Here is a 24,771-nt window from a genome sequence, read left to right on the forward strand (position 1 = left end):
CAGGTGCGCCCTGTGCCAAACCCCTCTCTGGACACCTCCCGCATCCGCGCCATCTCCATTGATCTGGACGACACGCTCTGGCCCATCTGGCCCACCATCACGCGGGCCGAAAGTGTGCTGCTGGACTGGCTGACCCACCACGCGCCCGCCACGGCAGCATTGTTCTCGGACACTGAGGCGCTGCGCGCGATCCGCAACCAGATGGTGACCCTGCGCCCCGACCTGAAGGGCGACCTGAGCGCGCTGCGGCGCGAGTCCATCCGGCTGGCGCTGACGCAGGCCGGTGACGAGCCCGCGCTGGCCGAACCGGCGTTTGATTTGTTCTTTGCCGAGCGGCAGCGGGTGGAGCTGTTTGACGATGCGCACGACACGCTGGCTTTCTTGTCAGCGCGCTACCCGGTGGTGGCGGTGTCCAACGGCAATGCCGATATCCACCGCATCGGCATCGGCCACTACTTTCGCCACAGCATCAGCGCGTCGGACTTTGGCATCGCCAAACCCGATGTGCGCATCTTCCATGCGGCCGCCACGGCTGTGGATGTGCTGCCCCACGAGGTGCTGCACGTGGGCGACGACGCCACGCTGGATGCGCAGGGCGCGCTGAACGCGGGCATGCAGGCGGTGTGGATCAACAGTGCCAACCACCCCTGGCCGCACGACGACACACCGCCCCATGCCACGGTGGACAGCCTTACCGCGCTTTGCCGGCTGTTGGCCTGACGGGTTCTACAGGGTTCGGTTTCTTGCCTCAGGTCAAGGTTTGGGCGCGCGGCGGTTGAAGCTGCGGCCCGATCAGGTCACACTCCATCGTCGCTCAGCGACCCCTCTTACCATGCCCCGTACTCCCCCACCATTACCTGCCATCCGCACCATCGGCCTGATGCAGCCCATGACCTGGCTGGTGCTGGCCTGGCGCGACATGGCACGGGCGGGCTGGATCAGTTTTGCGCATGGCCTGGCGCTCACCCTATTTGGCGCCGCCATCTTTGCGGTGGCACACCACCGCTTCTGGCTGCTGGCGGGTGCGCTGTCGGGGTTTCTGGTGGTGGCACCGGTGCTGGCCACCAGCCTGTACGCGCTGAGCCGCGCGCTGGAGCGTGGCGAGGCCGCCAACCTGGGCGTGGTGCTCAAGACCTGGCTCAACTGGCAGAACAGCCATGTGAACAAATGGGGCAGCGACTACTGGTGCATGCTGCAGTTCGGGGCCCTGCTGGCGCTGGCCGCCTCGGGCTGGGTCATGACCTCGGCGGCGCTCATCACCTTGCTGGCGCCCGTGCCCATCGAGACGCCGCTCGATTTTCTGCGCCATGTGGTCATGGCGCGTGACGGCTGGTTGTTTGAAATCTGGCTGGCGCTGGGCAGCCTGATGGCCGCGCCCATTTTTGCGTCCAGCGTGGTGGCCATGCCGCTGCTGCTGGACCGCCGCGCCACGCTGCTGCAGGCCGTTCTCACCGGCTGGCAGGCGGTCATCACCAACCCGCTGCCGATGGCATTTTGGGCCGCCATCATTCTGGGCTTTACCTTGCTGGGCCTGGGCTCGCTGCTGCTGGGCCTGATCGCTGTGATGCCCATGCTGGGCCACGCCAGCTGGCATGCCTACCGCGACCTAGTGGATGCATCCAGCCTGCCCGAGCGTGACTTGGTGGCCCCCGCTGTACCGAATGCCTCTATGCGTCGGCCAGGAGGGACATCGTGATTTTTGGATTTACCGAGGCGCAGATCTCGGGCTTCTTCCTCACCTACGGGGTGGGGGCGTTCATTGCCTACATGCTGTTCATCATCGGGCAGCTGGCTTGGGAATCGAAGGCCGGGCGCTTTGGCACGTTCGTGATCTTCCTGGGCCTGGGCGTGGGCTTTTTGGGGTTTCTGGCCAAGGTGGTGATTCAGTGGTGGCTGGAGAAGTGATCAGGCATCTTCACAGTCTGGTCCGATCCCATGTCACATGGGCTGTTCTTTGGGCATAAGCCGCTGATTCCCAGTCAGTATGTGTCGGCTGGGTGGATGACTGCGTTGCAGGCAGTTCGTTCATTGGGGCTGGACTCATGGGCATCGGCCGACCCGGCCCGCTGGCCGCTTCAACGCGGCCAGGACCGCAGCCCCAGATCCTGCGCCAGGCGGCGATAGTCGGCCAGGCTGCGCTGCACATAGTCGTCCAGGGCTGGGCCACTCAGCGCGAAGGGGTACAGCCCATGGCGGGCGCACAACGCGGCATATCCGGGCGCCGCCTGGGCTTCCTGCAGGGCGGTCGTCCAGGCGTGGGCAGCCGCGTCCGGCACGCTGGCAGCCATGTAGAGGCCGCGCACGGTGGTCCATTGCAGGTCAATGCCCTGCTCGCGTGCGGTGGGCAGGGCGGCCAGGGTGCCGGGCAACCGCGCGGGGGCCAGCACCGCCAGGATGCGCACCGGCAGGCCTTCGGCAGCGGCACGGGTGGCCTCAGCGGCGTCGCCGGTGAAGATGTCGATGTGCCGGCCGCCCAGCGCCTTGAGCGCTTCGCCACCGCCCTCAAACGACACAAAGCGCATGCGCTTGTGGTCTTGCCCCGCTGCGCGCACCAGCAGCGCAGCCTTCACCCAGTCCTGGCTGCCCAGCGTGCCGCCGGCGCCAAACACCACGCGGCCCGAATCTTTTTGCAACGCGGTGACCACGTCTTGCAAGCGCTGGTAGGGGGCGTCGCGGTGCACCGCCACCACGCCGTAGTCGTTGCCCAGCGTTGCAATCCAGCGCACGGCGCTCACCGGGTGGGGGCCGAAGCGGCCCTGCGCCAGGTTGAGCAGCGAGCCGCTGGAGAACGCCACCAGCGTGCCGGGCCCTCCCAGGCGGCCCGTGGCCACCTGGTCAAACGCCACTGCACCAATGCCGCCGGGCAGGTAGCGGGTGCGCAGCGGCGTGCGGCCGGGGCGCACGGCCTGCAGCGCCTGGGAGGCCAAGCCACAGGTCAGGTCAAATCCACCGCCGGGGCGTGAGGGCGCAATGCACTCTGCCGGTTCACGGGATGCGTCGGCCGCTGCTGATAAGGGAGCCAAGCCCGCGCCAGCGCTGGCGGCGGCCGCGAGCGTCTGCAGCAGCTGGCGGCGGCTGCAAGGCGCGGTCAGCAGGCGGTCCGTGGCGGGCAAGGGCTGCGGCATGGGGTGTGCAACGTTCAGTGGTTCAGCGGGCTGCGTCAGGCGCGGGGCCACCAGAGTATCGCCAGAAGCCCCGGCCCCTCGGCGCGTGCCTGCAGCCGCAGGCTGCCCCGGTGCCGCTCGGCAATCGACCGTGCAATCGCCAGCCCCAGGCCCGACCCGCCCGCCGTGGCCTGCGAGCCGCGCCGGTAGCGCTGGCCCAGGGCGTCGCGCTCCTCGGCGGGCAGGCCGGGACCGTTGTCCTCCACGCTGATGCTCCAGCCCAGGCTGTCACCCGCGGCCGACACCGTGACGGTGCCCTGCGCAGGGGTGTAGGCGATGGCGTTGGCGGCCAGATTGGTCAGGGCCTCGCGCAGCAGGCCGCTGTCGCCCACGGCCTCGATGCCAGCGGCGGGCGTATGTATGCCAAAGTCGATCTGCTTGGCGCGCGCCTGGGGCAGCAGCTCCAGCGCCACCGTGCGCAGCAGCGGGGCCAGGTCGAACGGGGTCAGCTCCACCGCCGCTGTGTCGCTGCGGCCCAGTGCCAGCAGTTGCTGTGTGCTGCGCGTGGCGCGGGCGATTTCGCCCCCGATGGCGGCCAGCGTGTGCTGCACCTGCGTGCTGTCGCCCTCGCGGCGCGCGTAGTCGATCTGCATCTGCAGCGTGGTGAGGTGGGTGCGCAGCTGGTGCGAGGCGTCGTCCAGAAACTGTCGCTGCTGCGCCACCAGGTCTTGTGTGCGCGCCATCTGCTGGTTGACCGCGTCCACCAGCGGGCGGATGTCGGCGGGCAGGTCGTTGGATGCCAGCGGGGTCATGTCGTCGCTGCTGCGGGCCTGCACTTCGCGCGCCAGCCGCGCCAGCGGGCGCAGCGCCACGGCCAGCAGCGCCGCAGTGCCCAGCACCATGAGGGCCAGCACCAGCGCATCGCGCTGCACCGCGCGGCGCACAAAGCGGTCGGTGAAGTCCTGCCGCGACCGGGTGCTTTCGGCCACCTGCACCAGCACGGTGGATGCGGGTTCTGCGCGGTCCAGCGCGCGGCGGTAGGCGGCCAGCCGCACGGATTCGCCAAAGTAGGTGGCGTCATAAAACCGCGGCACGCCGGGTTCCAGATCGCCAGCGGGCAGGGGCAGGTCGGCATTGCCCAGCTCTACCAGCCCGTCGGACGACGCCACGCGAAAGTACACGTTGCCGCTGGCCGTGAGCTCAAAGAATTCGAGCATGCTGTATGGCAGCTCGGCCGAGAGGCCGCCCGAGGCGGTGGAGATGTTGGCGTCGATGGACTTGAGCGCGCCCAGCAGCGAGCGGTCGTAGGCCGCGTTGGCGGCCTCCAGCGCATCGTGCCGGGTCATCCACAGCTCCACGCCCGTCACCAGGGCCAGCAGCGGCAGCAACAGCATGGCCAGCAGGCGCCACAGGCTGGCGCGGCGCAGGCGTGCGGTCAGGCCCATCGGTCAGTCAGCCTCAAGCGCGTAGCCCAGGCCGCGCAGCGTGGTGATACGCACACCGCTGCCATCCAGCCGCTTGCGCAGGCGGTGTACAAACACCTCCACGGCTTCGGGGTGCACGTCGTCATCGTCGGTGAACACGCGGTCCAGGATCTGCTGCTTGGAAAACGGCTCGCCGCTGCGCTGCACCAGCACGCGCAGCACGGCGTGTTCGCGCGGGGACAGAGCCAGGGGCTCGCCGCGCAGCGTGAACTGCTTGCGGGCGCTGTCATACACCAGCGCGCCGCAGGCCTGGCGCTGGTGCTCGTTGCCACGCGCGCGGCGCACCAGGGCGTGCAGGCGTGCCTCCAGCTCGGCCAGCTCGAAGGGCTTGGCCAGAAAGTCGTCCGCCCCCGCGTTGAGCGAGCGCACGCGCTCGTCCAGCGAGTCGCGCGCCGTCAGGATCAACGCGGGCAGGCGCTGGTCGCGGTCGCGCAAGCGCTGCAGCACCGCCTGCCCGTCCAGCCCCGGCAGGCCCAGGTCCAGCACCAGCGCGTCGTAGTTGTCGTGCTGCTGAAGCGAGCGGTCGGCCAGGCGGCCATCGTTCACCCATTCGACCTGGATGCCCGCATGCTCCAGCGCGCGGCTGAGCCAGGTGCCCAGGTTGTGGTCGTCTTCGGCCAGAAGGATGCGCATGGAGGGATGCTACCGTTTGTGCGGAAGGCCCAGGGCTTGCATTCAGCGTGGAGCCATTCAATGCGGAGCGGTGAGGGCGCGTAGGCGCCAGCAGCCAAACTGTGCGCACGCGCTGCTCAGGCCAGGCAGCCGTGCAAGGGCCGCCCCGCCGCACTGGCTGCGTCCCCCTTCCCGGCCCGCGCAGCGGGGCGAGAGAAAGGGGGAAGACGCGAAGCGGCTCAGGGGGTCAATCGGGTTTGACCTTCGCGCGCAGCAGCACCTTCTTCCAGCGCTCCTGTTCGGACGCAATGAACTGCGCAAACTGCGCGGGCGTGCCGCCAATGGCCTCGGCCGCATCCGCGTTCAGACGCTCCAGCGAGCCGGGTGCCTTGACGGCCTTGGCGGTCTCGGCCGCCAGCTTGTCGAGGTTGGCCGGTGCCAGGTTCGCAGGGGCCAGCATGCCGTACCACTGCGTCATCTCAAAGCCCGGGAAGCCCTGTTCGGCCACGGTGGCCACGTCGGGCAACTGGGGCAGGCGCTTGGCCGAGCCGGTGGCGATGCAGCGCACCTTGCCGGCCTTGATGAAAGGCAGCAGGGCGGCGGCGCCCACGGCAGCGGCATCAAGGCGGCCCGAGAGCAGGTCGGTCATCATGGGGCCGGTGCCACGGTAGGGCACGTGCAGCATGAAGATCTCGGCGGTCATCTTGAGGTATTCAAACGCCAGGTGGCCTGCGCTGCCGTTGCCCGCAGACCCGTAGCTGAGCTTGGCCGGGTTCTTCTTGGCGTAGGCGATGAACTCCTTGAGGTTCTTGGCGGGCACGTCGGGGTGCACCACGTACAGGCTGGGCACCTTCGCCAGCAGGCTCACGGGCTTGAAGTCCTTGTTGGCGTCGTAGGGCAGCTTGTCGAAGATGAAGGGGTTGACGGCCAGCGTGCCGATGTGGCCCAGGATCAGCGTGTGCTGGTCGTCGGAGCGTGCCACTTCACCCATGGCGATGTTGCCGGCGGCGCCGGGCTTGTTGTCCACATAAACGCTCTGGCCCAGCGTCTTGCCCAGCTCGGCAGCGGTGGAGCGGGCCACGATCTCCGAGCTGCCGCCGGGAGCGAACGGCACCACAAACCGCACCGACTTGGAGGGCCAGGCCGCCTGGGCCGAGGCACCAGCGGGCAGCAGGCCGCCCAGGGCCAAGGCGCCGCTGGCGTCCAGCAGATGGCGGCGGGTGGGGGACCAGAGGGCTGGGTGTTCGTGTGAAAGCATGGGGGTGTCTCCGTCAAAACGATAGGCCGAAAGGCCAAAGGGCCCAAAGGCGAACAAGGCGCATGCGGTATGCGTGTGGCCCCATGGTGCCCGGACCGTGCTTTCGGAATGCTGTCAGCGGGCTTGGTAGTTACCCGGGGGTGGCCTGCTGGCCCGGGTAGTGTTGTGTCAGCCCGCTGCCGCGCAGGCCGCCACGGCGGTGCCACTGAGCACCGCGCCTTCCAGCGTCGCGGGGTAGGGGCCGTTCACATAGTCGCCGCAGGCCGTCAGCCCCGGCAACACCTGCATTGCGGGCCGCTGCAGGCCGGGGGTGCACGCAAACGTAGCGCGCTTTTCGACCACGGTCTGCACGGGGCGCAGGCCGGGCAGGCCCAGCTGAGCGGCGGCTTGCTGCAGCACCTGTTGCTCGATGAGTGCCCGGTCGCCATCGCTGGCGCTCACCACAAAGGCCAGCAAGCCCCGCTGGCCGTCCAGCTGGCCCCTGTCGAACACGAACTGCGCCGGGTGCTCGGCCGTGTTGCGCAGCGCCAGCATGGGCAGGGGCAAGCGCGCGCCGCTGGCGTGGGCGTAAACGGTGGTGATGGCCTCAAACCGCAGGGCATTGGCGGTGGCGCCCCAGCGTGCAGCAGCGGCCAGGCCCGCCGTGGTGGCAAGGCCATCGACCAGACGCGCGGCCTCCCACGAGGGGCAGGCCAGGGTGATGTGGTCGAAGGCGTCGGGTTCTTCCGCCCCGTGTGCCGCGCCCACAGTCCCCGCTAACTGCCAGCGTCCGCTGGGCAGGGGCACGAGCCGCTGGATGCGTTGGCCGGTGACCACCTGGCCGCCTTGCTGCACCAGCCAGCGCATCGCGGCCTCGGGGAACAGCGCGCCCAGGTCGGTGCGGGGCAGCAGCAGGTTGGAGCCACCGCGCCCGCTGAACAGGCTGTCTTGCAGCACCCGCAAAAACACTTGGCCGCTGGCCTCGCGGGCGGGGGTGTTGAGTGCCGATACGCAAAGCGGGTCGATGAACTCGGCCATCAGCCGGGGCGTGAGCGGGGCACACAGGTCTGCCACCGAGGTGTGGGGTGCGCAGCGAAAGCCGCGCAGCTGCCAGGCGATGGCCGTGCGCAGCAGGGCGACCTTGTCTTGCCAGCCCCAGCCTTTGGCGCGCACGATGCCCAGCAGCGCATCAAGCGGCGGGGGCAGGTCGGGCAGTTGCAGGCCCTGGCCGTCGGGGAACTGCAGAGTCAGCGGCAGGCGCAGCAGCGCGGTGGTGGGGTCTACGCCCACCAGGCGCATCAGGCGCAGGCTCTCGGTGTAGGCACCGATCAGGATGTGCTGGCCGTTGTCCAGCGTGGCCGCTGTGCCGTCCGGCAGCACGACCGGCACGGCGCGGGCGCGGCCGCCCACGGTGCGCGCGGCCTCGAACACGGTGACCTGGCGGCCTGCCTGCCGGTGGGCGATGGCCGCGGCCATGCCGGCCCAGCCAGCCCCGACGACGGCGACTTTCTGCGGTGCCACGCGGGGCTACATCCTGCCCAGGGCTTGCATCTTCCAGGCCAGCCAGAACTTGCGCAGCGGCGTGAGGCGGATGCGCTGGTGCAGCACCTGGAAGTTCTCGTGCTCGATCTCGCGCAGCAAGGTGCGGTAGATGCTGGCCATCATCAGGCCGGGCTTCTGGGTGCGGCGGTCTGCGTCGGGCAGCAGGGCAAAGGCCTCGTCGTACAGCCGGTGTGCACGCTCGGCCTGAAAGCGCATGAGTGCGGTGAACCGGTCGGAGTACTGGCGCTTCAAGATCTCGTGCGCCTTCACGTCAAACTGCTGCAGCTCGCTGACCGGCAGGTAAATGCGGCCCAGCATGGCGTCTTCGCCCACGTCGCGGATGATGTTGGTGAGCTGGAACGCCAGACCCAGCCGGTGCGCGTATTCGGTGGTGCGCGGTTCGGTCTGGCCGAAGATGCGCGCGGCCACTTCGCCCACGATGCCCGCCACCAGGTGGCAGTAGCCCGTGAGGCCTGCAAAGTCGAGGTAGCGGGTCTGCTCCAGATCCATCTGGCAGCCGTCGATCACGGCCTGCAGGTGGCGCTGTTCGATGCCGTAGTCGGCCGCCAGCGGCATCAGCGCCAGCATCACGGGGTGCGTGGGCTGGCCCGCGTAGGCTTTGGTCACTTCGGCCTGCCACCAGGCCAGCTTGGTGCGGGCCACGCCCGGGTCGCTCACTTCATCGACCACGTCGTCCACCTCGCGGCAAAACGCATAGAACGCCGTGATGGCCGCGCGGCGGGGCGCGGGCAGAAAGAGAAAGGCGTAATAGAAGCTGCTGCCCGAGGCCACGGCTTTTTGCTGTACGTACTGCTGCGGTGTCATGGGGCGAGATTGTCCCATGGCGCACTGGGGCGGGCCGGTTGTCGGGGTTTGAGGTGTTTTCGGGCGGATGCGCTAGTGCAGCATGCCCGGGTTGCTATTCAAATGATAGCTTTAGGGTGGTGTTGCAGAGGCGGCGGGTGCAGGGGCAGGCGCCTCGGGTTGCGACATCTCGCGCATGAGCGCATCCAGGTCGTCGCCCTGGATCGACATCTCGGGCAGTGTGGCGGGTGTGCTGCGCAGCCACTGCGTGGTGGCGGGCACGGTCATCACCAGGGCAATCACGCCGGCCAGGCAGAGCAGGTAGGGCGCCAGCGCGCGCGCCACCGCGCCCATGGCGGGCCGGGGCGCCACCTGGGCGCGGGACAGCACCAGCGCGTAGCCCAGCGGCGGCAGCAGGAACCCCGCCTGCAGCACCAGCAAGGTGAGCGCGGCCACCCAGGCCGCGTCGTCCACCAGCGCCAGCAAAGGGGGCATGACGATGGGGATGATCAGAAAGATCAGTTCGAACGCATCCAGCACAAACGCCGAGCCCAGCAGCACGGCCAGCACCACCCCCATGGCCAGCAGGGGCTGGCCCTGCAGGGCACGCATCCATTCGGCCACCAGCACATCGGTGCCGTAAGCGCGCAGCACCAGCGAGAACGTGACGGCCGCCACCAGCAGCGCAAACAGCGCGCCGGTGAGCGCCATGGCGTCGTCCAGCACCTGCGCCAGCCGCCGCAGCGTGAGCTGGCGCGACGCCACGCCCCACACCAGCAGCAGCACCCCGGCGGTGGCGGCCGCCTCCACCGCCCGCACGCGGCCGGTGGTGACCAGTGCCAGCAGGGCCACGATGAGCGTGGGCACCACGCCCAGCGTCCAGCGCTCGCCGCGGGTCAGCGGCACGGGTGCTGAGGATGCGGCCCCTTGATCTGCGATGCCGCCAGTGCGGCGCTGGGCCAGCCACCAGGTCACGCCCATCCACAGCACCAGCAGCAGCGCACCGGGGGCCAGGGCGGCCTGCAGCACGTCCTGAGTGTTGATGATGCGGGTGCCCGCGCGGGCGCTGGCCAGCCCAAGTTGCGTGGCCAGGGTCAGGCCCTCGGTGTGGGCGCGCAGCATGGCATCGCCCAGCAGCAACAGCACCAGCGACGGCGGCACGATGATGCCCAGCGTGCTGGCCACGGCGACCAGGGCGGTGCGGCGGGCGGGCGGCATGCCTTCGTGGGCCCAGGCCTGCCCGGCGGTGTGCGACAGGGTCACCAGGCTGGCCCCCACCGATCCGTTCATGGGCGCCATCAGCATGCCCACGCCCAGGCCCGCCATATCGGGCGCGGCCCGTTGTCCCACCACGCGCGCTAGCAGCTTGCGTAGGCCGCTGTACAGGCCGTTGACGAGTGCCATATGGTTGAGCAGCGCACCCACCACGGCGTACAGCACCAGCGCCTGCAGCAGGTCGTGTTCGAGCAGGCCCACCACGCGTTCCGGCAGGCTGCGCAGCACCGCGCCATCAAACGCGCCCAGCGCCAGGCCTGCCACCGCGCCCAGGGTGCTGACGCCCAGCAGCACGGCGTAGGTGGCCCAGCCGGTGGTCATCATCAGCACCAGGGCCAGCACCAGCAGCAACAGGCCGATGGCATTCATGGGATGAGACTCATGCAGGGTCCGCCGGTGTGCCAGTGGGCGTGCGCAGGGTATGCATGGCCTTCCACAGGTCGGCCAGTGCTTGCAGTGCCAGCAGCACGGCCAGCATCAGCAAGGCCAGCTTGATGGCGAAGTAGCCGGGGTTGGCGGTTTCAGGAAAACTCTCCAGCCCCCGCACCGACCGCCACACCGTGGGCGCGGCGTTGATGCACACAAACACCGCCCAGGGCAGCACAGCCAGGGGCGCGCCCAGCAGGCGCATGGCGCGCACCGGGCCCCGGCCCGCATGGGCAAGGTCGGGGCGGCTGACCAGGTGGGCGCCGCGCCGGTCCGCATGGCGCAGGGCCACCGCCACATACAGCGCAAACAGCACCTGCGCGAGGTCGTTGGCCTGGCTGGACCCCGCGCCCCACCCGTCGCGCAACGGCCATTGCAAAAACAGCAGCAGCACGACCAGCAGCGCCAGCGGCATCACCAGTGCGCCCAGGCGGTTGAGCCAGCGCTCCAGTGGTAAGGGGGGGGGCAGGCCAGGCGGCGGATGCATGCAGGTGAAAGGGCTACGAAACGTGCTGCGAGAGGGGATGCAATAGAGGCCGTTGGGCGGCTGGGTTCAGCATTCGACCACATTCACCGCCAGCCCGCCGCGCGATGTCTCCTTGTATTTCACCTTCATGTCTGCGCCGGTCTGCATCATGGTCTTGATGACCTTGTCGAGCGAGACCACGTGCTGCCCGTCGCCACGCAGCGCCATGCGGGCGGCGTTGATGGCCTTGATCGCGCCCATGGCGTTGCGCTCGATACAGGGGATCTGCACCAGCCCGCCCACGGGGTCGCAGGTCATGCCCAGGTTGTGCTCCATGCCGATCTCGGCGGCGTTCTCCACCTGCTCGGGCGTGCCGCCCATCACGGCGGCCAGTGCGCCGGCGGCCATGGAGCAGGCCACGCCCACTTCGCCCTGGCAACCCACCTCGGCGCCGGAGAGTGACGCGTTCTCCTTGTAGATGATGCCGATGGCGCCTGCGGTGAGCAAAAAGGTGGCAATGCCGTCATCGTTGGCCGGGATGGGGCCCTGCAGAAAGTTGACGTAGTAGTGCAGCACGGCCGGTATCACGCCTGCTGCACCATTGGTGGGGGCCGTCACCACGCGGCCGCCTGCGGCGTTTTCTTCGTTCACTGCCATGGCGTACAGGTTCACCCAGTCCAGCATGGACAGCGGGTCGCGCAGCGCGGCCTCGGGCGAGCGGCTCAGGTTCTTGTGCAGCTCGGCCGCACGCCGGCGCACATGCATGGGGCCGGGCAGGGTGCCAGTGCTGGCGCAGCCGCGCTGCACGGCGCCCGCCATGGTCTGCCAGATGGCCAGCAGCTGGCGCCTTACCTCGGCCGGGCTGTGCCAGTGCTGTTCGTTGGCGGCCATGAGCTGGGCCATGCTCAGGCCCGTAGTGCGGCACTGCGCCAGCAGCTCGGCCCCGGTGCGGAACGGGTGTGGCAGGCCCTGGCCATGGCCTGCTATATCGGCGCCGGCGCTGGCGGGCGTGTTGAGCACGCGCTGGCCGGCCGCATCGACCACAAAGCCGCCGCCCACCGAGTAGTACTCGCGCATGGCGATGTCGTTGCCCTGCGCATCCAGTGCATGGAACGCCATGCCGTTGGGGTGCAGCGGCAGGCTTTTGCGGCGAAACAGCAGGTGGTCCTTTTCGACAAACGGCACCACATGCTCGCCCAGCAACGCGAGCGTGCCGCTCTGGCGGATCTGTGCGATGGCGGGGGCGATCTGGTCGGGGTCGATATGGTCTGGCTCATGCCCGGCCAAGCCGAGCAGCACGGCCCGGTCGGTGCCGTGGCCCACGCCGGTGGCCGAGAGGGAGCCGAACAGCTCCACCGTGACCTGGTGCACGGCCGCCAAGCCGACGGTGTCGCGCACATGGCAGGCAAACTGCCTCGCCGCAATCATGGGCCCCACGGTGTGGGAGCTGGACGGCCCGATGCCGATCTTGAAGAGGTCGAAAACGCTGACGGACATGGTGGGGGTGACCCTGGCTAAAAAGAAGTGCCGCAGTGCTTGTGGCGCGCGGGCACGGGCCGGCAGGGTGGTGCGCTGGCCGCCGCCCTGCCACGGTGGCCGCGAGGCTAACCGGGTGCGGTGGCCGGGGCATGCTCGCTATCCCTGCCCCGGCCAGGCCGAGGGCGTGGAAAATCTCTGCAGATTGCTATGAATTACATAGCTGGTGGTGCACATAAATCAAGCGCTATAGGCCATTTTGGCACTGCATGGCGCTCTGGCGGGCGAGTGTGTGAGCCCGCCTTGCGGCCCATGAATCTTTCTTACATCACCAGCGCGCGGCCCAGCATCACGCACCAGTCCCACCCACGGAGCTTGGGCCGGGTGTGCAGGCTGCCCCCTTTGAGGGCATCGACCTTGTCGAGGATGCGCAGGCCGCCTTGCACCACCAGCCGCAGCTCCCAGCCAGCGCGGCCGGGTAGGCGATGCACCAGGGGGGCGCCGCTCTGCATCATGGTGCGGGCCCAGTGGGCGCAGTCGGCAATCAGGCGGGCGTTCTCGCGGGTGCTTTGCAGCGCCAGCAGCTCGGCCTGGCAGGCGCCATAGGTCGCGCAGTCGGCGCGCGGCAGATAGTGGCGCCCCCGGGGAATGTCCACGGACAGGTCCTGCCAGAAGTTGATGAGCTGCAGCGCAGTGCAGATGGCGTCGCTCTGGCGCAGCGCCTCGGCGTCGTGTACGCCATACAGGTGCAGCAGCAGCCGGCCCACGGGGTTGGCAGAGCGGCGGCAGTAGTCCAGCAGCTCGTCGCGGTCGGCGTAGCCCTCGCCGTCGCGGGTTTTTTCCACGTCCTGAGCAAAGGCGCTCAGCAGGTCTTCCAGCAGCGGCACAGGTAACTGGTGGCTGCGCAAAACACTTTGCAGCGGCAAAAACACGCTGGCCCAGCGGGGCGAGGGCGCCTGGCCCTGAGCAATTGCGCGCAGATCGGCCAGGTAAGCGGCCAGGTCTGCCAGCCGGGCGGCGGGCAGGGCATCGCCTTCGTCGGCCATGTCATCCGCCGTGCGCGCGAAGCCGTAGATGGCGGCTATCGGCTGACGCAGGCGGGGCGGGCACAGCAGGGATGCGACCGGGAAGTTTTCGTAATGGGTCACGGGGGGCGCCACCGCATCAGTCGCAGTGGGCTGTGGCGCGGAGGCTGCGCCGGGGTGGGGAGAGGGGCTGGGACGGTCGTTCACACCCCGGATTGTCGCTTGACAAGCTCAAGGGCTTCTCATAGATTACTAACCGGTCAGTCAGTAATCATAAAAACCAATTCAGTGGGGGACAAGGCGGCTGGCCCCTGCACCTGTTCACAAGCGCCCTGCATGGCTGCGGGTCGGTGGTGGGCGGGTGCCTGGTTTACTGTCGCTGCGCGGGCGCTCCGGCCTGCGTTTTGCTTGCTGATCCTTGTGGCCCCTTCTTTTTTCACCGGATTTCCCATGCGCACATCCTCCGCCCTGCGGCCCTCTTCACGGCATTCCAGGCTTTTGCTGGTGCTGGCCACCGCTACCGTGCTGGCCGCCTGTTCGCGTCCCGCACCGCCTGAGGAGCCCGTGCGCTCCGTCAAGCTGATGACGGTGGGCGTGGGCGCGCTGCAGTCCAGCCTGGAGTATTCGGGCGAGGTGCGCGCGCGGGTGGAGTCGCGCCTGGGCTTTCGCGTGGCGGGCAAGATCGTGCAGCGCCAGGCCGAGCTGGGCCAGCGCGTGAAGGCCGGGCAGGTGCTGGCGCAACTGGATCCCAAGGACTACCAGCTGGCGGCTGATGCGGCGCGTGCGCAACTCGCATCGGCTACCACGCAGCGTGATCTGGCGGCGGCGGACCTCAAGCGTTACCAGGCGCTCAAGGACCAGAACTTCATCAGCGGTGCCGAGCTGGAACGCCGTGAGGCCACGCTCAAGGCGGCCCAGGCCACGCTGGACCAGGCGCGCGCGCAGCTGTCGTCGCAGGGCAACCAGGCGGCCTACACCACGCTGGTGGCCGACGTGTCGGGCGTGGTGACGGGCATCGATGCCGAGCCGGGCCAGGTGGTGTCGGCCGGTGCGCCGGTGGTGCGCATTGCGCAGGACGGCCCGCGCGACGTGGTGTTTGCTGTGCCCGAGGACAAGGTGGCGCAGATCACGACGGGCTCCGAGGTGGCTGTGCGCGGCTGGTCTGGCGGCGCGACCCTGACGGGCCGCGTGCGCGAAGTGGCTGCCAGCGCCGACGCTGCGACCCGTACCTTCCAGGTCAAGGTGGCCATTGACGCTGCGGACGCCCCAGCGCTGGGCGCCACCGTGTACGCCACGCCCAAGGCACTGAGCCATGCCGGCATTGCCGCCATCAAGCTGCCCACCAGCGCGCTGCGGCAGGAGGGCCAGTCCACCGCCGTGTGGGTGTACGACCCCGCGACCAGCACCGTCAAGTCGCAGGTGGTGCAGATCGCCACGGCCGACGGCAACGATGCCGTGGTGGCAGGGGGCCTGACCCCCGGCATGCAGGTGGTGGCTACCGGCGTGCATGTGCTGTCTCCCGGCCAAAAAGTGACGGTATACCAGCCAAAAGTGGCCCAGGCGCCAGTGAATAAAGCACAGACAGCTCCTGAATCTGTAGCAATTCCGGCGGTGCCATCGGCTCCTGCAACCGCTGCTGCACCCGCCACCGCCACGGCCTCTGCCGCCAACTGAGGCCCGCCATGACGCAAATCCAACCCAAAGAGGGGTTCAACCTCTCCAAATGGGCGCTCGACCATCCCGCGCTCACCCGCTACCTCATGGTGGTGCTGATGCTGCTGGGCTTTGCGGCCTACTTCCAGCTGGGGCAGGACGAGGACCCGCCGTTCACCTTCCGTGCCATGGTGGTGCGCACCTACTGGCCCGGTGCCACGGCCCAGCAGGTGGCCGAGCAGGTCACCGACAAGATCGAGCGCACGCTGCAGGAAGTGCCGTACGCCGACAAGATCCGCAGCTACTCCAAGCCCGGCGAGTCGCAGATCATTTTCCAGATCAAGGACTCCTCCAAGCCCGGCGACGTGGCCAACGTCTGGTACAGCGTGCGCAAGAAGGTGGGCGACATGCGCTACACCTTGCCGCAGGGCATCCAGGGTCCGTTCTTCAATGACGACTTTGGGGATGTGTACGGCGTGATCTACGCGCTGGAATCCGAGGGCTTCAGCTACGCCGAGCTCAAGCAGTTTGCCGATGACGCGCGCCAGCAGCTGCTGCGCGTGCCCGATGTGGCGAAGGTCGAGCTGTTTGGCGTGCAGGACGAAAAGCTCTTCATCGAGATCTCGCAAAAGCGCTTGTCGCAACTGGGCCTGGACATGAATCAGGTGCTCGCTCAGCTGGGCCAGCAGAACGCAGTGGAGAGCGCGGGCACCATTCAGACGCCCCAAGACCAGGTGCAGGTGCGCGTGCAGGGCCAGTTCAACGCCATCGAGGACCTGCGCGCGATGCCGATCCGTGGCCCCTCGGGCGCGCAACTGCGGCTGGGCGACATCGCTGAAGTGCAGCGCGGCTATGTGGACCCACCGGGCGTGAAGGTGCGCCACCAGGGCCGCGAGGTGATCGCGCTGGGCGTCTCCATGGCCAAGGGCGGCGACATCATTGCGCTGGGTAAGGCCCTGCACACGGCCACCGACCGCATCGGCGCCACGCTGCCGGCCGGTGTGAAGCTGGTCAATGTGCAGGACCAGCCCAAGGCGGTGTCCACCTCGGTGAATGAATTTGTCAAGGTGCTGATCGAGGCTGTGGTCATCGTGCTGGCGGTGAGCTTCATCAGCCTGGGATTTCACAAACGCCCTGGCAACAACCCGCTGTGGAAGCGCTGGTACATCGACCCCCGCCCGGGGCTTGTGGTGGGCATCACGATCCCGCTGGTGCTGGCTGTCACGTTCCTGGCCATGTGGTACTGGGGCATCGGGCTGCACAAAATTTCGCTCGGCTCGCTCATCATCGCGCTGGGCCTGCTGGTGGACGACGCCATCATTGCGGTTGAGATGATGGTGCTGAAGCTCGAAGAGGGCTATGACAAGGTGCGCGCCGCCACCTTCGCCTACGAGATCACGGCCATGCCCATGCTCACGGGCACCTTGATCACGGCGGCGGGCTTCTTGCCCATCGGACTGGCCAAGTCCACCACGGGCGAATACACCTTTGCCATCTTTGCCGTGACGGTGATTGCGCTGGTGCTCAGCTGGTTCGTGTCGGTCTACTTTGTGCCTTACCTGGGCACGCTGCTGCTCAAGGTGCCTCCCCATGTGCTGGCCGCCCAGGCCAACAAGGGCATCACCGACGACCCGCATGAGGTGTTTGACAGTCCGTTCTATCGCAGCTTCCGCCGTCTGGTGGACTGGTGCGTGCAGCACCGCTGGATCACCATCGGTGCGACCATCCTCACTTTTGCCCTGGGCATCGTGGGCATGGGCAAGGTGCAGCAGCAGTTCTTTCCGGATTCCAGCCGGCCCGAGATTCTGGTGGACATCTGGTTCCCGGAAGGCACGTCGTTTGCGGGCAACGAGGCCGTCACCAAGCGCGTGGAGCAGCGTCTCCTCGCCGAGCCGGGCGTGAACACGGTGAGCACCTGGGTGGGCTCGGGCGTGCCGCGTTTTTATCTGCCGCTGGACCAGGTGTTCCCGCAGAGCAACGTCTCGCAGTTCATCGTGGTGCCGCAGGACCTGAAGGTGCGCGAATCGCTGCGGGTGAAGCTGCCCGCGCTGCTGGCTGAGGAATTCCCGGAAGTGCGCGGCCGCGTCAAGCTGCTGCCCAACGGGCCACCGGTGCCGTACCCCGTGCAGTTCCGCGTGGTAGGCCCCGACCCGCTGGTGCTGCGTGAGCGTGCCGACGAGGTCAAGGCCCAGTTGCGCCAGAACCCCAACATGCGCGGCGTGAACGACAACTGGAACGAGTCTGTGAAGGTGCTGCGCCTGGAAGTGGACCAGGCCAAGGCACGCGCTCTGGGTGTGACCAGCCAGTCCATCGCCCAGGCGTCCAAGACCATTCTGTCGGGTACCCAGGTGGGCCAGTACCGCGAGGGCGATAAGCTCATCGACATCCTGCTGCGCCAGCCGCTGGATGAGCGCAATGCCATCACCGACATTGCCAACGCCTACCTGCCCACGGCGTCGGGCAAGTCGATCCCGCTCACGCAGATCGCCAAGCCCGTTTTCACCTGGGAGCCCGGCGTGATGTGGCGCGAGAACCGCGACTACGCCATCACCGTGCAGGGCGACGTGACCGAGGGCCTGCAGGGCGCGACGGTGACGGCGGCGCTGCTGCCGTCCCTCAAGGAGATCGAGGCCAAGTGGCGGTCGGCGGGCCAGACGGGTTACCGCATCGAGGTGGCGGGCGCCGTGGAGGAAAGCTCCAAGGGCTCGGCGTCCATCGCGGCGGGCCTTCCCATCATGCTGTTCATCACCTTCACGCTGCTGATGCTGCAACTGCACAGCTTCAGCCGTGCCATGCTGGTGTTCCTCACCGGGCCGCTGGGCATGGCGGGTGTGGCGGCGGCGCTGCTGCTGCTCAACCGGCCGTTCGGCTTTGTGGCGCTGCTGGGCGTGATCGCGCTCATGGGCATGATCCAGCGCAATTCGGTGATCCTGATCGACCAGATCGAGCAGGACCGCGCTCGGGGTGTGCCCGCATGGGATGCGATTGTGGAATCGGCCGTGCGCCGCTTGCGCCCCATCGTGCTCACGGCCGCCGCCGCTGTGCTGGCCATGATCCCGCTGTCGCGCAGCGTGTTCTGGGGCCCGATGGCTGTGGCCATCATGGGCGGGCTGGTCGTGGCCACGGTGCTCACGCTGCTGGCACTGCCTGCGATGTACGCGGCCTGGTTCCGTGTCAAGCGGCCTGCGCCAGAGGTTCCTGGGGCTGCTTGAACGGCAGGGCGTCCGCATCAGGTAAAATAGAAGGTTGACCGATTTCACACAGGCGGCAGCTCAGCTTGCCGCCTGTTTGTTTGTAGAACCGCGCGGGTGGCGAAATTGGTAGACGCACCAGGTTTAGGTCCTGACGCCAGCAATGGTGTGGGGGTTCGAGTCCCCCCCCGCGCACCACCCATGTGAGACTTTGCGGAACACGGCGCTGCTGCGCTGCAGCCAGCACGATCCACATTCATAAGAGGAATAGCCATGGCCGTTACTGTTGAAACCCTAGAGAAGCTCGAGCGCAAGATCACGCTGAGCGTGCCCGTCACCCTGATCCAGTCCGAAGTGGACACGCGCCTCAAGCGCCTGGCCCGTACGGTCAAGATGGACGGTTTCCGTCCCGGCAAGGTGCCCATGAACGTGGTTGCCCAGCGTTATGGCTACTCGGTGCAGTACGAAGTGCTGAACGACAAGGTGGGTGAGGCTTTTGCCGTGGCTGCGAACGAAGCCAACCTGCGCGTGGCCGGTCAGCCCCGCATCACCGAAAAGGAAGGCGCTCCCGAGGGCCAAGTCACGTTTGACGCCGTCTTTGAAGTGTTCCCCGAAGTCAAGATCGCCGACCTGTCGGACGCCGAAGTCGAAAAGCTGTCCTCCGAAGTGACCGACAGCGCCATCGACAAGACCCTCGACATCCTGCGCAAGCAGCGCCGCAGCTTTGCCCAGCGCGCCCTGGACGCCGCTGCGCAAGACGGTGACCGCGTGACCGTGGACTTCGAAGGCAAGATCGACGGCGAACCCTTTGACGGCGGCAAGGCCGAAGACTTCCAGTTCCTGGTCGGCGAAGGCCAGATGCTCAAGGAGTTTGAAGACGCCGTGCGCGGCATGAAGTCTGGCGAGAGCAAGACGTTCCCATTGGCTTTCCCCGCCGAGTACCACGGCAAGGACGTTGCTGGCAAGACCGCCGACTTCCTGGTGACCATCAAGAAGATCGAAGCAGCCCATCTGCCCGAAGTGAACGACGCCCTGGCCAAGTCGCTCGGCATCGCCGACGGTTCCGTGGAAGGCCTGCGCGCTGACATCAAGAAGAACCTGGAGCGCGAAGTCAAGTTCCGCCTGCTGGCCCGCAACAAGGCTGCCGTGATGGACGCCCTGGTGTCCAAGGCCGAGCTGGACCTGCCTAACGCAAGCATCCAGGCCGAAATCGCCCGCCTGATGGAAGGCGCACGCGCTGAACTCAAGCAACGCGGCGTCAAGGATGCCGATAAGGCAGAAATCCCTGAAGACGTGTTCCGTCCTCAGGCTGAGCGCCGTGTGCGCCTGGGTCTGGTGCTGGCCGAGCTGGTGCGCGCCAATGAACTGCAGGCCAAGCCCGAGCAGCTCAAGGCCCATATCGACGAGCTGGCTGCCAGCTACGAGAAGCCCGAAGACGTGGTGCGCTGGTACTTCGGCGACCGCCAGCGTCTGGCCGAAGTCGAAGCCGTTGTCATCGAAAACAACGTGACCGAGTTCGTGCTGTCCAAGGCCAAGGTGGTCGAGAAGGCTATTTCCTTCGATGACTTGATGGCGCAGCAGGGCTGATAGGCCCTCGGGCCGGGTGGCCTGCTTCGTGCAACTGCCCGACTTTGGTTGTCAAGACACACCAGGGGCTTGTGCTTTCGTGCACAAGCCCCAATTCATTTCTGGGTACAGTACCTGCTTGACTGGAGAAATACATGAGCGCATTGGAAACACAAGGCCTGGGCATGGTCCCCATGGTCATCGAGCAGTCGGGCCGTGGCGAACGGTCCTATGACATCTATTCGCGCCTGCTCAAGGAGCGCGTGATTTTTCTGGTGGGCCCGGTCAATGACCAGACGGCCAACCTGGTGGTGGCACAGCTGCTGTTCCTGGAGAGCGAAAACCCTGATAAGGATATCTCGTTCTACATCAACTCGCCCGGTGGTTCTGTGAGTGCCGGCATGGCGATCTTTGACACCATGAACTTCATCAAGCCCGATGTCTCGACCCTGTGCACGGGCATGGCGGCCAGCATGGGCGCGTTCCTGCTGGCGGCAGGCGCCAAGGGCAAGCGTTTTGCGCTGCCCAACTCCAAGGTCATGATCCACCAGCCATTGGGCGGCATGCAAGGCCAGGCGACCGAGATCGAGATCCACGCCCGCGAAATCCTCAAGACCCGCGAGCAGCTCAACAAGATCCTCGCCGAGCGCACTGGCCAGCCGTTGGAGAAGATCCAGCGCGACACCGAACGTGACTATTTCCTCTCGGCCGACGAGGCCAAGGACTATGGTCTGGTCGATCAGGTGATCAGCCAGCGCGCCTGATCGCCCGAGGGCGGCGAAGCGGCGTTTTCCCGAGGGGAAGACGCCGTTTTTTATTTGGTTATCATCCCGACAACTTTCCGAAACAAGCAAGGCATTGCCCCCATGGCCGAGAAAAAAGGCTCTTCCAGCGAAAAAACCCTTTACTGCTCTTTCTGCGGCAAAAGCCAGCATGAAGTGAAGAAGCTGATCGCCGGTCCGTCGGTCTTTATCTGCGACGAGTGCATTGACCTGTGCAACGAGATCATCCGCGACGAACTGCCGGCTGGTGATCTGGCCCGCGAAGGCCGCAGCGACCTGCCCACGCCGGTCGAGATCAAGGCCAACCTGGACAACTACGTGATTGGTCAGGATGTTGCCAAGCGCACACTGGCCGTGGCGGTGTACAACCACTACAAGCGCCTGCGCCACAAGGACAAGGCCCACAAGGACGATGTGGAGCTGTCCAAGAGCAACATCCTGCTGATCGGCCCCACCGGCTCCGGCAAGACGCTGTTGGCGCAAACCCTGGCACGCATGCTGGATGTGCCCTTTGTGATGGCCGATGCCACCACACTGACCGAGGCGGGCTATGTGGGCGAGGACGTGGAGAACATCGTCCAGAAGCTGCTGCAGAGCTGCAACTACGAAGTCGAGCGCGCCCAGCGTGGCATCGTCTATATCGACGAAATCGACAAGATCTCGCGCAAGTCCGACAACCCCAGCATCACGCGCGACGTGTCGGGCGAGGGCGTGCAGCAGGCCTTGCTCAAGCTCATCGAAGGCACCATGGCCAGCGTGCCGCCACAAGGGGGGCGCAAGCATCCGAACCAGGACTTCCTGCAGATCGACACGACCAACATCCTGTTTATCTGCGGTGGTGCCTTCGCCGGGCTGGAAAAAGTCATCGAGAACCGTACCGAGGCCTCAGGCATCGGGTTCGGCGCTTCGGTCAAGAGCAAGAAGCAGCGCTCCCTCACCGAGTTGTTCACCGAGATCGAGCCAGAAGACCTGATCAAGTTTGGTCTCATCCCTGAACTGGTGGGACGGATGCCTGTGGTGACGGCGCTAGCCGAGCTGAGCGAAGATGCGCTCGTGCAGATCCTGACAGAGCCCAAGAACGCGCTCGTCAAGCAGTACAGCAAGCTTTTGGCAATGGAAGGTGTAGACCTAGAAATTCGCCCTGCTGCCCTGAAAGCCATCGCACGCAAGGCGTTGGCCCGCAAGACGGGCGCGCGGGGTCTTCGCTCCATCCTGGAGCAAGCGCTGATTGGCACCATGTTCGACCTGCCCAATACCAGCAACGTCGAAAAGGTGGTGGTGGACGAGTCCACCATCGAAGAAAACAAGCCACCGCTGCTCGTCTACCGCGAAGCAGCCAAGAAGGCCTGAAAAGGCCTGAGAAGAGGCGTGCAAGAGTCCGCTGGTGCCTCCATGGATCAGACGGATTTCTTCACGCGGTCTGAGATGACCGGAGCGGGCGCCCTGTGGCCGCCCTTCGAACCATCAACCCTTGTGCCAGCACGGCTGCGCGCGAGGGTTGAAAATCCCCACATGTGGACCCACTTCCACAGAGCACTTTGAGGATTTCCATGTCCGGACATACCCCCCTGCCAGCTACCCCCCTTGACCTGCCGCTGTTGCCTCTGCGTGACGTGGTGGTGTTCCCCCACATGGTGATCCCGCTTTTCGTGGGCCGCCCCAAGAGCATCAAGGCTCTTGAGATGGCCATGGAGGCCGACCGCCGCATCATGCTGGTGGCCCAAAAGGCCGCAGCCAAGGATGAGCCTTCGGTGGCGGACATGTTCGATGTGGGCTGTGTCTCCACCATCCTGCAGATGCTCAAGCTGCCCGACGGCACCGTGAAGGTGCTGGTGGAAGGCCAGCAGCGCGCTCTGGTGACGTCGATTGAAGATGCGGAGTCGCACTTCATGGCCACCGTGACGCCGGTGGAGGCCACGCCGGACGCCAACAAGCCCAGCGAAATTGAGGCCCTGCGGCGCGCCGTGATGCAGCAGTTTGACCAGTACGTCAAACTCAACAAGAAGATTCCGCCGGAGATTTTGACTTCCATTTCCAGCATTGACGATCCCGGCCGTCTTGCGGACACCATCGCTGCGCACCTGCCCCTTAAGCTTGAGAACAAGCAGGTGGTGCTGGACCTGTCGGATGTGAAGGTGCGCCTCGAAAACCTGTTCGAGCAGCTCGACCGCGAGGTGGACATCCTCAACGTCGACAAGAAGATCCGTGGCCGCGTCAAGCGCCAGATGGAGAAGAACCAGCGCGATTTCTATCTGAACGAGCAGGTCAAGGCCATCCAGAAGGAACTAGGCGAGGGCGACGAAGGTGCCGACATCGAGGAGATCGAGAAAAAGATCAAGCTCGCCAAGATGCCAGCCGAGGCGCGCAAGAAGGCAGAAGCTGAGCTCAAAAAACTCAAGCTGATGTCGCCCATGTCGGCCGAAGCGACGGTGGTGCGCAACTACATCGACGTGCTCACCGCGCTGCCCTGGAGCAAGAAGACCAAGATCAAGCACGACCTGGTGAATGCCGAGGGCGTCCTCAACGAAGACCACTACGGCCTCGACAAGGTCAAGGATCGCATCCTGGAATACCTCGCTGTACAGCAGCGCGTGGACAAGGTGAAAGCGCCTATCCTGTGCCTGGTGGGACCTCCTGGCGTGGGCAAGACCTCGCTGGGACAGTCCATTGCCAAAGCCACCGGACGCAAGTACGTGCGCATGGCCCTGGGCGGCATGCGCGATGAAGCCGAGATCCGCGGGCACCGCCGCACCTACATTGGCGCACTGCCGGGCAAGGTGCTGCAGAGCCTTTCGAAAGTCGGTACGCGCAACCCGTTGTTCCTGCTCGACGAGATCGACAAACTGGGTACGGATTTCCGGGGCGACCCGTCCAGCGCGCTGCTGGAAGTGCTTGACCCCGAGCAGAACCACACATTCGGCGACCACTATGTCGAGGTGGACTTCGATCTGTCCGACGTGATGTTCGTCGCCACGTCGAACTCGATGAACATTCCGCCAGCGCTGCTAGACCGGATGGAAGTGATTCGCCTGTCGGGCTACACCGAAGACGAGAAGACCAGCATCGCCATGAAGTACCTGCTGCCCAAGCAGCTCAAGAACAATGGCGTGAAGGACGAAGAACTGCTCATCACCGAGCCTGCGGTGCGTGACATGGTGCGTTACTACACCCGTGAAGCGGGCGTGCGCTCGCTGGAGCGCGAGCTGTCCAAAATTTGCCGCAAGGTGGTCAAGGGCTTGCAGCTCAAGAAGCTGGAGCCTCAGGTCGTCGTCACCGCCGACAACCTGCCGGACTTTTTGGGCGTACGCAAGTACACCTACGGCCGTGCCGAACTGCAAAACCAAGTGGGGCAGGTGGTGGGCTTGGCCTGGACGGAGGTGGGGGGCGATCTGCTGACCATTGAGGCAGCCATCATGCCTGGCAAGGGAGTGATCACGCGCACGGGTTCGCTGGGCGACGTGATGAAGGAATCCGTGGAAGCAGCCCGTACGGTGGTGCGCAGCCGCGCACGCATGCTGGGCATCAAGGACGAAACGTTCGAGAAGCGCGACATCCATATCCATGTGCCCGATGGCGCCACACCCAAGGATGGCCCCAGCGCCGGGGCCGCAATGACCACGGCCTTTGTCTCGGCCCTCACCGGCATTCCTGTGCGCGGCGATGTGGCGATGACCGGCGAGATCACGCTGCGGGGCGAGGTGACGGCCATCGGCGGCCTCAAGGAAAAGTTGCTGGCCGCTTTGCGCGGTGGCATCAAGACGGTGCTGATTCCTGAAGAGAACGTGAAGGACCTTGCAGAGATTCCGGACAACGTGAAGAGCGGCCTGGAGATCGTGCCTGTGCGCTGGATCGACAAGGTACTGGAGGTGGCGCTGGAGAGCAAGCCTGTGCCGCTGACGGATGAAGAGGTAGCCGTGGCTGCTGCAGCGGTAGCTGTGTCGACGGATAAAGCCGCAGCGTCGTCTGCCGCCGTCGATGGATTGAAACATTGATGCAAATTTTTTTGGGAGCCCCAAAAAATGCGCTACAATTCATCCCATCGCAGCAAACGTTGTACAATGTAAGGCTTCGATAAATGCGGGAATAGCTCAGTTGGTAGAGCGCAACCTTGCCAAGGTTGAGGTCGAG

The 24,771-nt window shown here is 66.2% G+C and carries 19 protein-coding genes and 1 tRNA gene; 10 read left to right on the plus strand and 10 right to left on the minus strand.

Annotated elements, in window-relative coordinates; all coding sequences use genetic code 11:
• Positions 1-12: 12 nt before the first annotated feature.
• The 3 genes from ACODSU_RS21235 to ACODSU_RS21245 all read left to right on the plus strand — a co-directional run bounded on the left by ACODSU_RS21235 (position 13) and on the right by ACODSU_RS21245 (position 1,905).
• Positions 13-720 carry an HAD-IA family hydrolase gene (locus ACODSU_RS21235; protein WP_015014902.1) on the plus strand — a complete coding sequence of 236 codons (708 nt, stop codon included), beginning with the start codon at positions 13-15 and terminating at the stop codon, positions 718-720.
• 112 nt (positions 721-832) lie between these two features.
• Entirely contained in the window at positions 833-1,696 is an 864-nt protein-coding gene (locus ACODSU_RS21240) for a DUF2189 domain-containing protein (RefSeq protein ID WP_488844583.1), read from the plus strand.
• A complete protein-coding gene (locus ACODSU_RS21245; protein ID WP_060984975.1) occupies positions 1,693-1,905 on the plus strand; it encodes a DUF2788 domain-containing protein in 213 nt (70 codons plus the stop codon). The genes ACODSU_RS21240 and ACODSU_RS21245 overlap by 4 nt, the downstream gene beginning before the upstream one ends.
• Before the next feature lie 170 nt (positions 1,906-2,075).
• Here ACODSU_RS21245 and ACODSU_RS21250 read toward each other — a convergent pair whose 3' ends face one another.
• From ACODSU_RS21250 to hpnC, 10 genes are all read right to left on the minus strand, one after another.
• Positions 2,076-3,125: a tripartite tricarboxylate transporter substrate-binding protein gene (locus ACODSU_RS21250; protein ID WP_488844586.1), complete on the minus strand. Its 1,050-nt coding sequence runs from the start codon at positions 3,123-3,125 to the stop codon at positions 2,076-2,078.
• 35 nt (positions 3,126-3,160) lie between these two features.
• On the minus strand, positions 3,161-4,549 hold the full coding sequence (locus ACODSU_RS21255; RefSeq protein ID WP_488844587.1) for a sensor histidine kinase: 1,389 nt from the start codon (positions 4,547-4,549) through the stop codon (positions 3,161-3,163).
• Between the two features lie 3 nt (positions 4,550-4,552).
• Positions 4,553-5,221: a response regulator gene (locus tag ACODSU_RS21260; protein ID WP_295940887.1), complete on the minus strand. Its 669-nt coding sequence runs from the start codon at positions 5,219-5,221 to the stop codon at positions 4,553-4,555.
• 226 nt (positions 5,222-5,447) lie between these two features.
• Positions 5,448-6,458: a Bug family tripartite tricarboxylate transporter substrate binding protein gene (locus ACODSU_RS21265; RefSeq protein WP_488844589.1), complete on the minus strand. Its 1,011-nt coding sequence runs from the start codon at positions 6,456-6,458 to the stop codon at positions 5,448-5,450.
• A 168-nt stretch (positions 6,459-6,626) separates the two neighbouring features.
• Positions 6,627-7,958, minus strand: coding sequence for a hydroxysqualene dehydroxylase HpnE (gene hpnE, locus ACODSU_RS21270; RefSeq protein ID WP_488844591.1), 1,332 nt, complete (start codon positions 7,956-7,958; stop codon positions 6,627-6,629).
• A 6-nt stretch (positions 7,959-7,964) separates the two neighbouring features.
• Positions 7,965-8,804, minus strand: coding sequence for a presqualene diphosphate synthase HpnD (gene hpnD / locus ACODSU_RS21275; RefSeq protein WP_488844593.1), 840 nt, complete (start codon positions 8,802-8,804; stop codon positions 7,965-7,967).
• 111 nt (positions 8,805-8,915) lie between these two features.
• A complete protein-coding gene (locus tag ACODSU_RS21280; protein ID WP_488844595.1) occupies positions 8,916-10,427 on the minus strand; it encodes a TRAP transporter large permease subunit in 1,512 nt (503 codons plus the stop codon).
• 10 nt (positions 10,428-10,437) lie between these two features.
• Positions 10,438-10,971 carry a C4-dicarboxylate ABC transporter substrate-binding protein gene (locus ACODSU_RS21285; protein ID WP_488844597.1) on the minus strand — a complete coding sequence of 178 codons (534 nt, stop codon included), beginning with the start codon at positions 10,969-10,971 and terminating at the stop codon, positions 10,438-10,440.
• 66 nt (positions 10,972-11,037) lie between these two features.
• Positions 11,038-12,447 (minus strand): L-serine ammonia-lyase, encoded by a 1,410-nt coding sequence (locus ACODSU_RS21290; protein ID WP_488844599.1) that lies wholly within the window; start codon positions 12,445-12,447, stop codon positions 11,038-11,040.
• A 302-nt stretch (positions 12,448-12,749) separates the two neighbouring features.
• Positions 12,750-13,658 carry a squalene synthase HpnC gene (gene hpnC / locus ACODSU_RS21295; protein ID WP_488844601.1) on the minus strand — a complete coding sequence of 303 codons (909 nt, stop codon included), beginning with the start codon at positions 13,656-13,658 and terminating at the stop codon, positions 12,750-12,752.
• Between the two features lie 243 nt (positions 13,659-13,901).
• Between hpnC and ACODSU_RS21300 the strand changes: the two genes are divergently transcribed.
• The 7 genes from ACODSU_RS21300 to lon all read left to right on the plus strand — a co-directional run bounded on the left by ACODSU_RS21300 (position 13,902) and on the right by lon (position 24,635).
• A complete protein-coding gene (locus ACODSU_RS21300; RefSeq protein WP_288851132.1) occupies positions 13,902-15,125 on the plus strand; it encodes an efflux RND transporter periplasmic adaptor subunit in 1,224 nt (407 codons plus the stop codon).
• Positions 15,126-15,133: 8 nt separating this feature from the next.
• Positions 15,134-18,316: an efflux RND transporter permease subunit gene (locus ACODSU_RS21305; RefSeq protein WP_291446182.1), complete on the plus strand. Its 3,183-nt coding sequence runs from the start codon at positions 15,134-15,136 to the stop codon at positions 18,314-18,316.
• 90 nt (positions 18,317-18,406) lie between these two features.
• Positions 18,407-18,493, plus strand: a tRNA-Leu gene (locus tag ACODSU_RS21310).
• A gap of 75 nt (positions 18,494-18,568) precedes the next feature.
• Positions 18,569-19,882, plus strand: coding sequence for a trigger factor (gene tig, locus ACODSU_RS21315; RefSeq protein WP_015014886.1), 1,314 nt, complete (start codon positions 18,569-18,571; stop codon positions 19,880-19,882).
• A 134-nt stretch (positions 19,883-20,016) separates the two neighbouring features.
• Positions 20,017-20,625 carry an ATP-dependent Clp endopeptidase proteolytic subunit ClpP gene (gene clpP, locus ACODSU_RS21320; protein ID WP_015014885.1) on the plus strand — a complete coding sequence of 203 codons (609 nt, stop codon included), beginning with the start codon at positions 20,017-20,019 and terminating at the stop codon, positions 20,623-20,625.
• A gap of 102 nt (positions 20,626-20,727) precedes the next feature.
• Positions 20,728-21,993 carry an ATP-dependent Clp protease ATP-binding subunit ClpX gene (gene clpX / locus ACODSU_RS21325; RefSeq protein WP_488844604.1) on the plus strand — a complete coding sequence of 422 codons (1,266 nt, stop codon included), beginning with the start codon at positions 20,728-20,730 and terminating at the stop codon, positions 21,991-21,993.
• Positions 21,994-22,193: 200 nt separating this feature from the next.
• Complete coding sequence (gene lon, locus ACODSU_RS21330; protein ID WP_015014883.1) at positions 22,194-24,635, plus strand: endopeptidase La; 2,442 nt, start codon at positions 22,194-22,196, stop codon at positions 24,633-24,635.
• Positions 24,636-24,771 lie beyond the last annotated feature (136 nt).

The sequence above is a fragment of the Acidovorax sp. FG48 genome (assembly GCF_057809085.1).

Coding starts and splice junctions, on each gene's coding strand:
- ACODSU_RS21240 (WP_488844583.1), top strand. CDS start 833: ATGCCCCGTACTCCCCCACCATTACCTGCCATCCGCACCATCGGCCTG.
- ACODSU_RS21250 (WP_488844586.1), bottom strand. CDS start 3,125: ATGCCGCAGCCCTTGCCCGCCACGGACCGCCTGCTGACCGCGCCTTGC.
- ACODSU_RS21255 (WP_488844587.1), bottom strand. CDS start 4,549: ATGGGCCTGACCGCACGCCTGCGCCGCGCCAGCCTGTGGCGCCTGCTG.
- ACODSU_RS21260 (WP_295940887.1), bottom strand. CDS start 5,221: ATGCGCATCCTTCTGGCCGAAGACGACCACAACCTGGGCACCTGGCTC.
- ACODSU_RS21265 (WP_488844589.1), bottom strand. CDS start 6,458: ATGCTTTCACACGAACACCCAGCCCTCTGGTCCCCCACCCGCCGCCAT.
- hpnD (WP_488844593.1), bottom strand. CDS start 8,804: ATGACACCGCAGCAGTACGTACAGCAAAAAGCCGTGGCCTCGGGCAGC.
- ACODSU_RS21280 (WP_488844595.1), bottom strand. CDS start 10,427: ATGAATGCCATCGGCCTGTTGCTGCTGGTGCTGGCCCTGGTGCTGATG.
- ACODSU_RS21285 (WP_488844597.1), bottom strand. CDS start 10,971: ATGCATCCGCCGCCTGGCCTGCCCCCCCCCTTACCACTGGAGCGCTGG.
- ACODSU_RS21290 (WP_488844599.1), bottom strand. CDS start 12,447: ATGTCCGTCAGCGTTTTCGACCTCTTCAAGATCGGCATCGGGCCGTCC.
- ACODSU_RS21300 (WP_288851132.1), top strand. CDS start 13,902: ATGCGCACATCCTCCGCCCTGCGGCCCTCTTCACGGCATTCCAGGCTT.
- ACODSU_RS21305 (WP_291446182.1), top strand. CDS start 15,134: ATGACGCAAATCCAACCCAAAGAGGGGTTCAACCTCTCCAAATGGGCG.
- tig (WP_015014886.1), top strand. CDS start 18,569: ATGGCCGTTACTGTTGAAACCCTAGAGAAGCTCGAGCGCAAGATCACG.
- clpP (WP_015014885.1), top strand. CDS start 20,017: ATGAGCGCATTGGAAACACAAGGCCTGGGCATGGTCCCCATGGTCATC.
- clpX (WP_488844604.1), top strand. CDS start 20,728: ATGGCCGAGAAAAAAGGCTCTTCCAGCGAAAAAACCCTTTACTGCTCT.
- lon (WP_015014883.1), top strand. CDS start 22,194: ATGTCCGGACATACCCCCCTGCCAGCTACCCCCCTTGACCTGCCGCTG.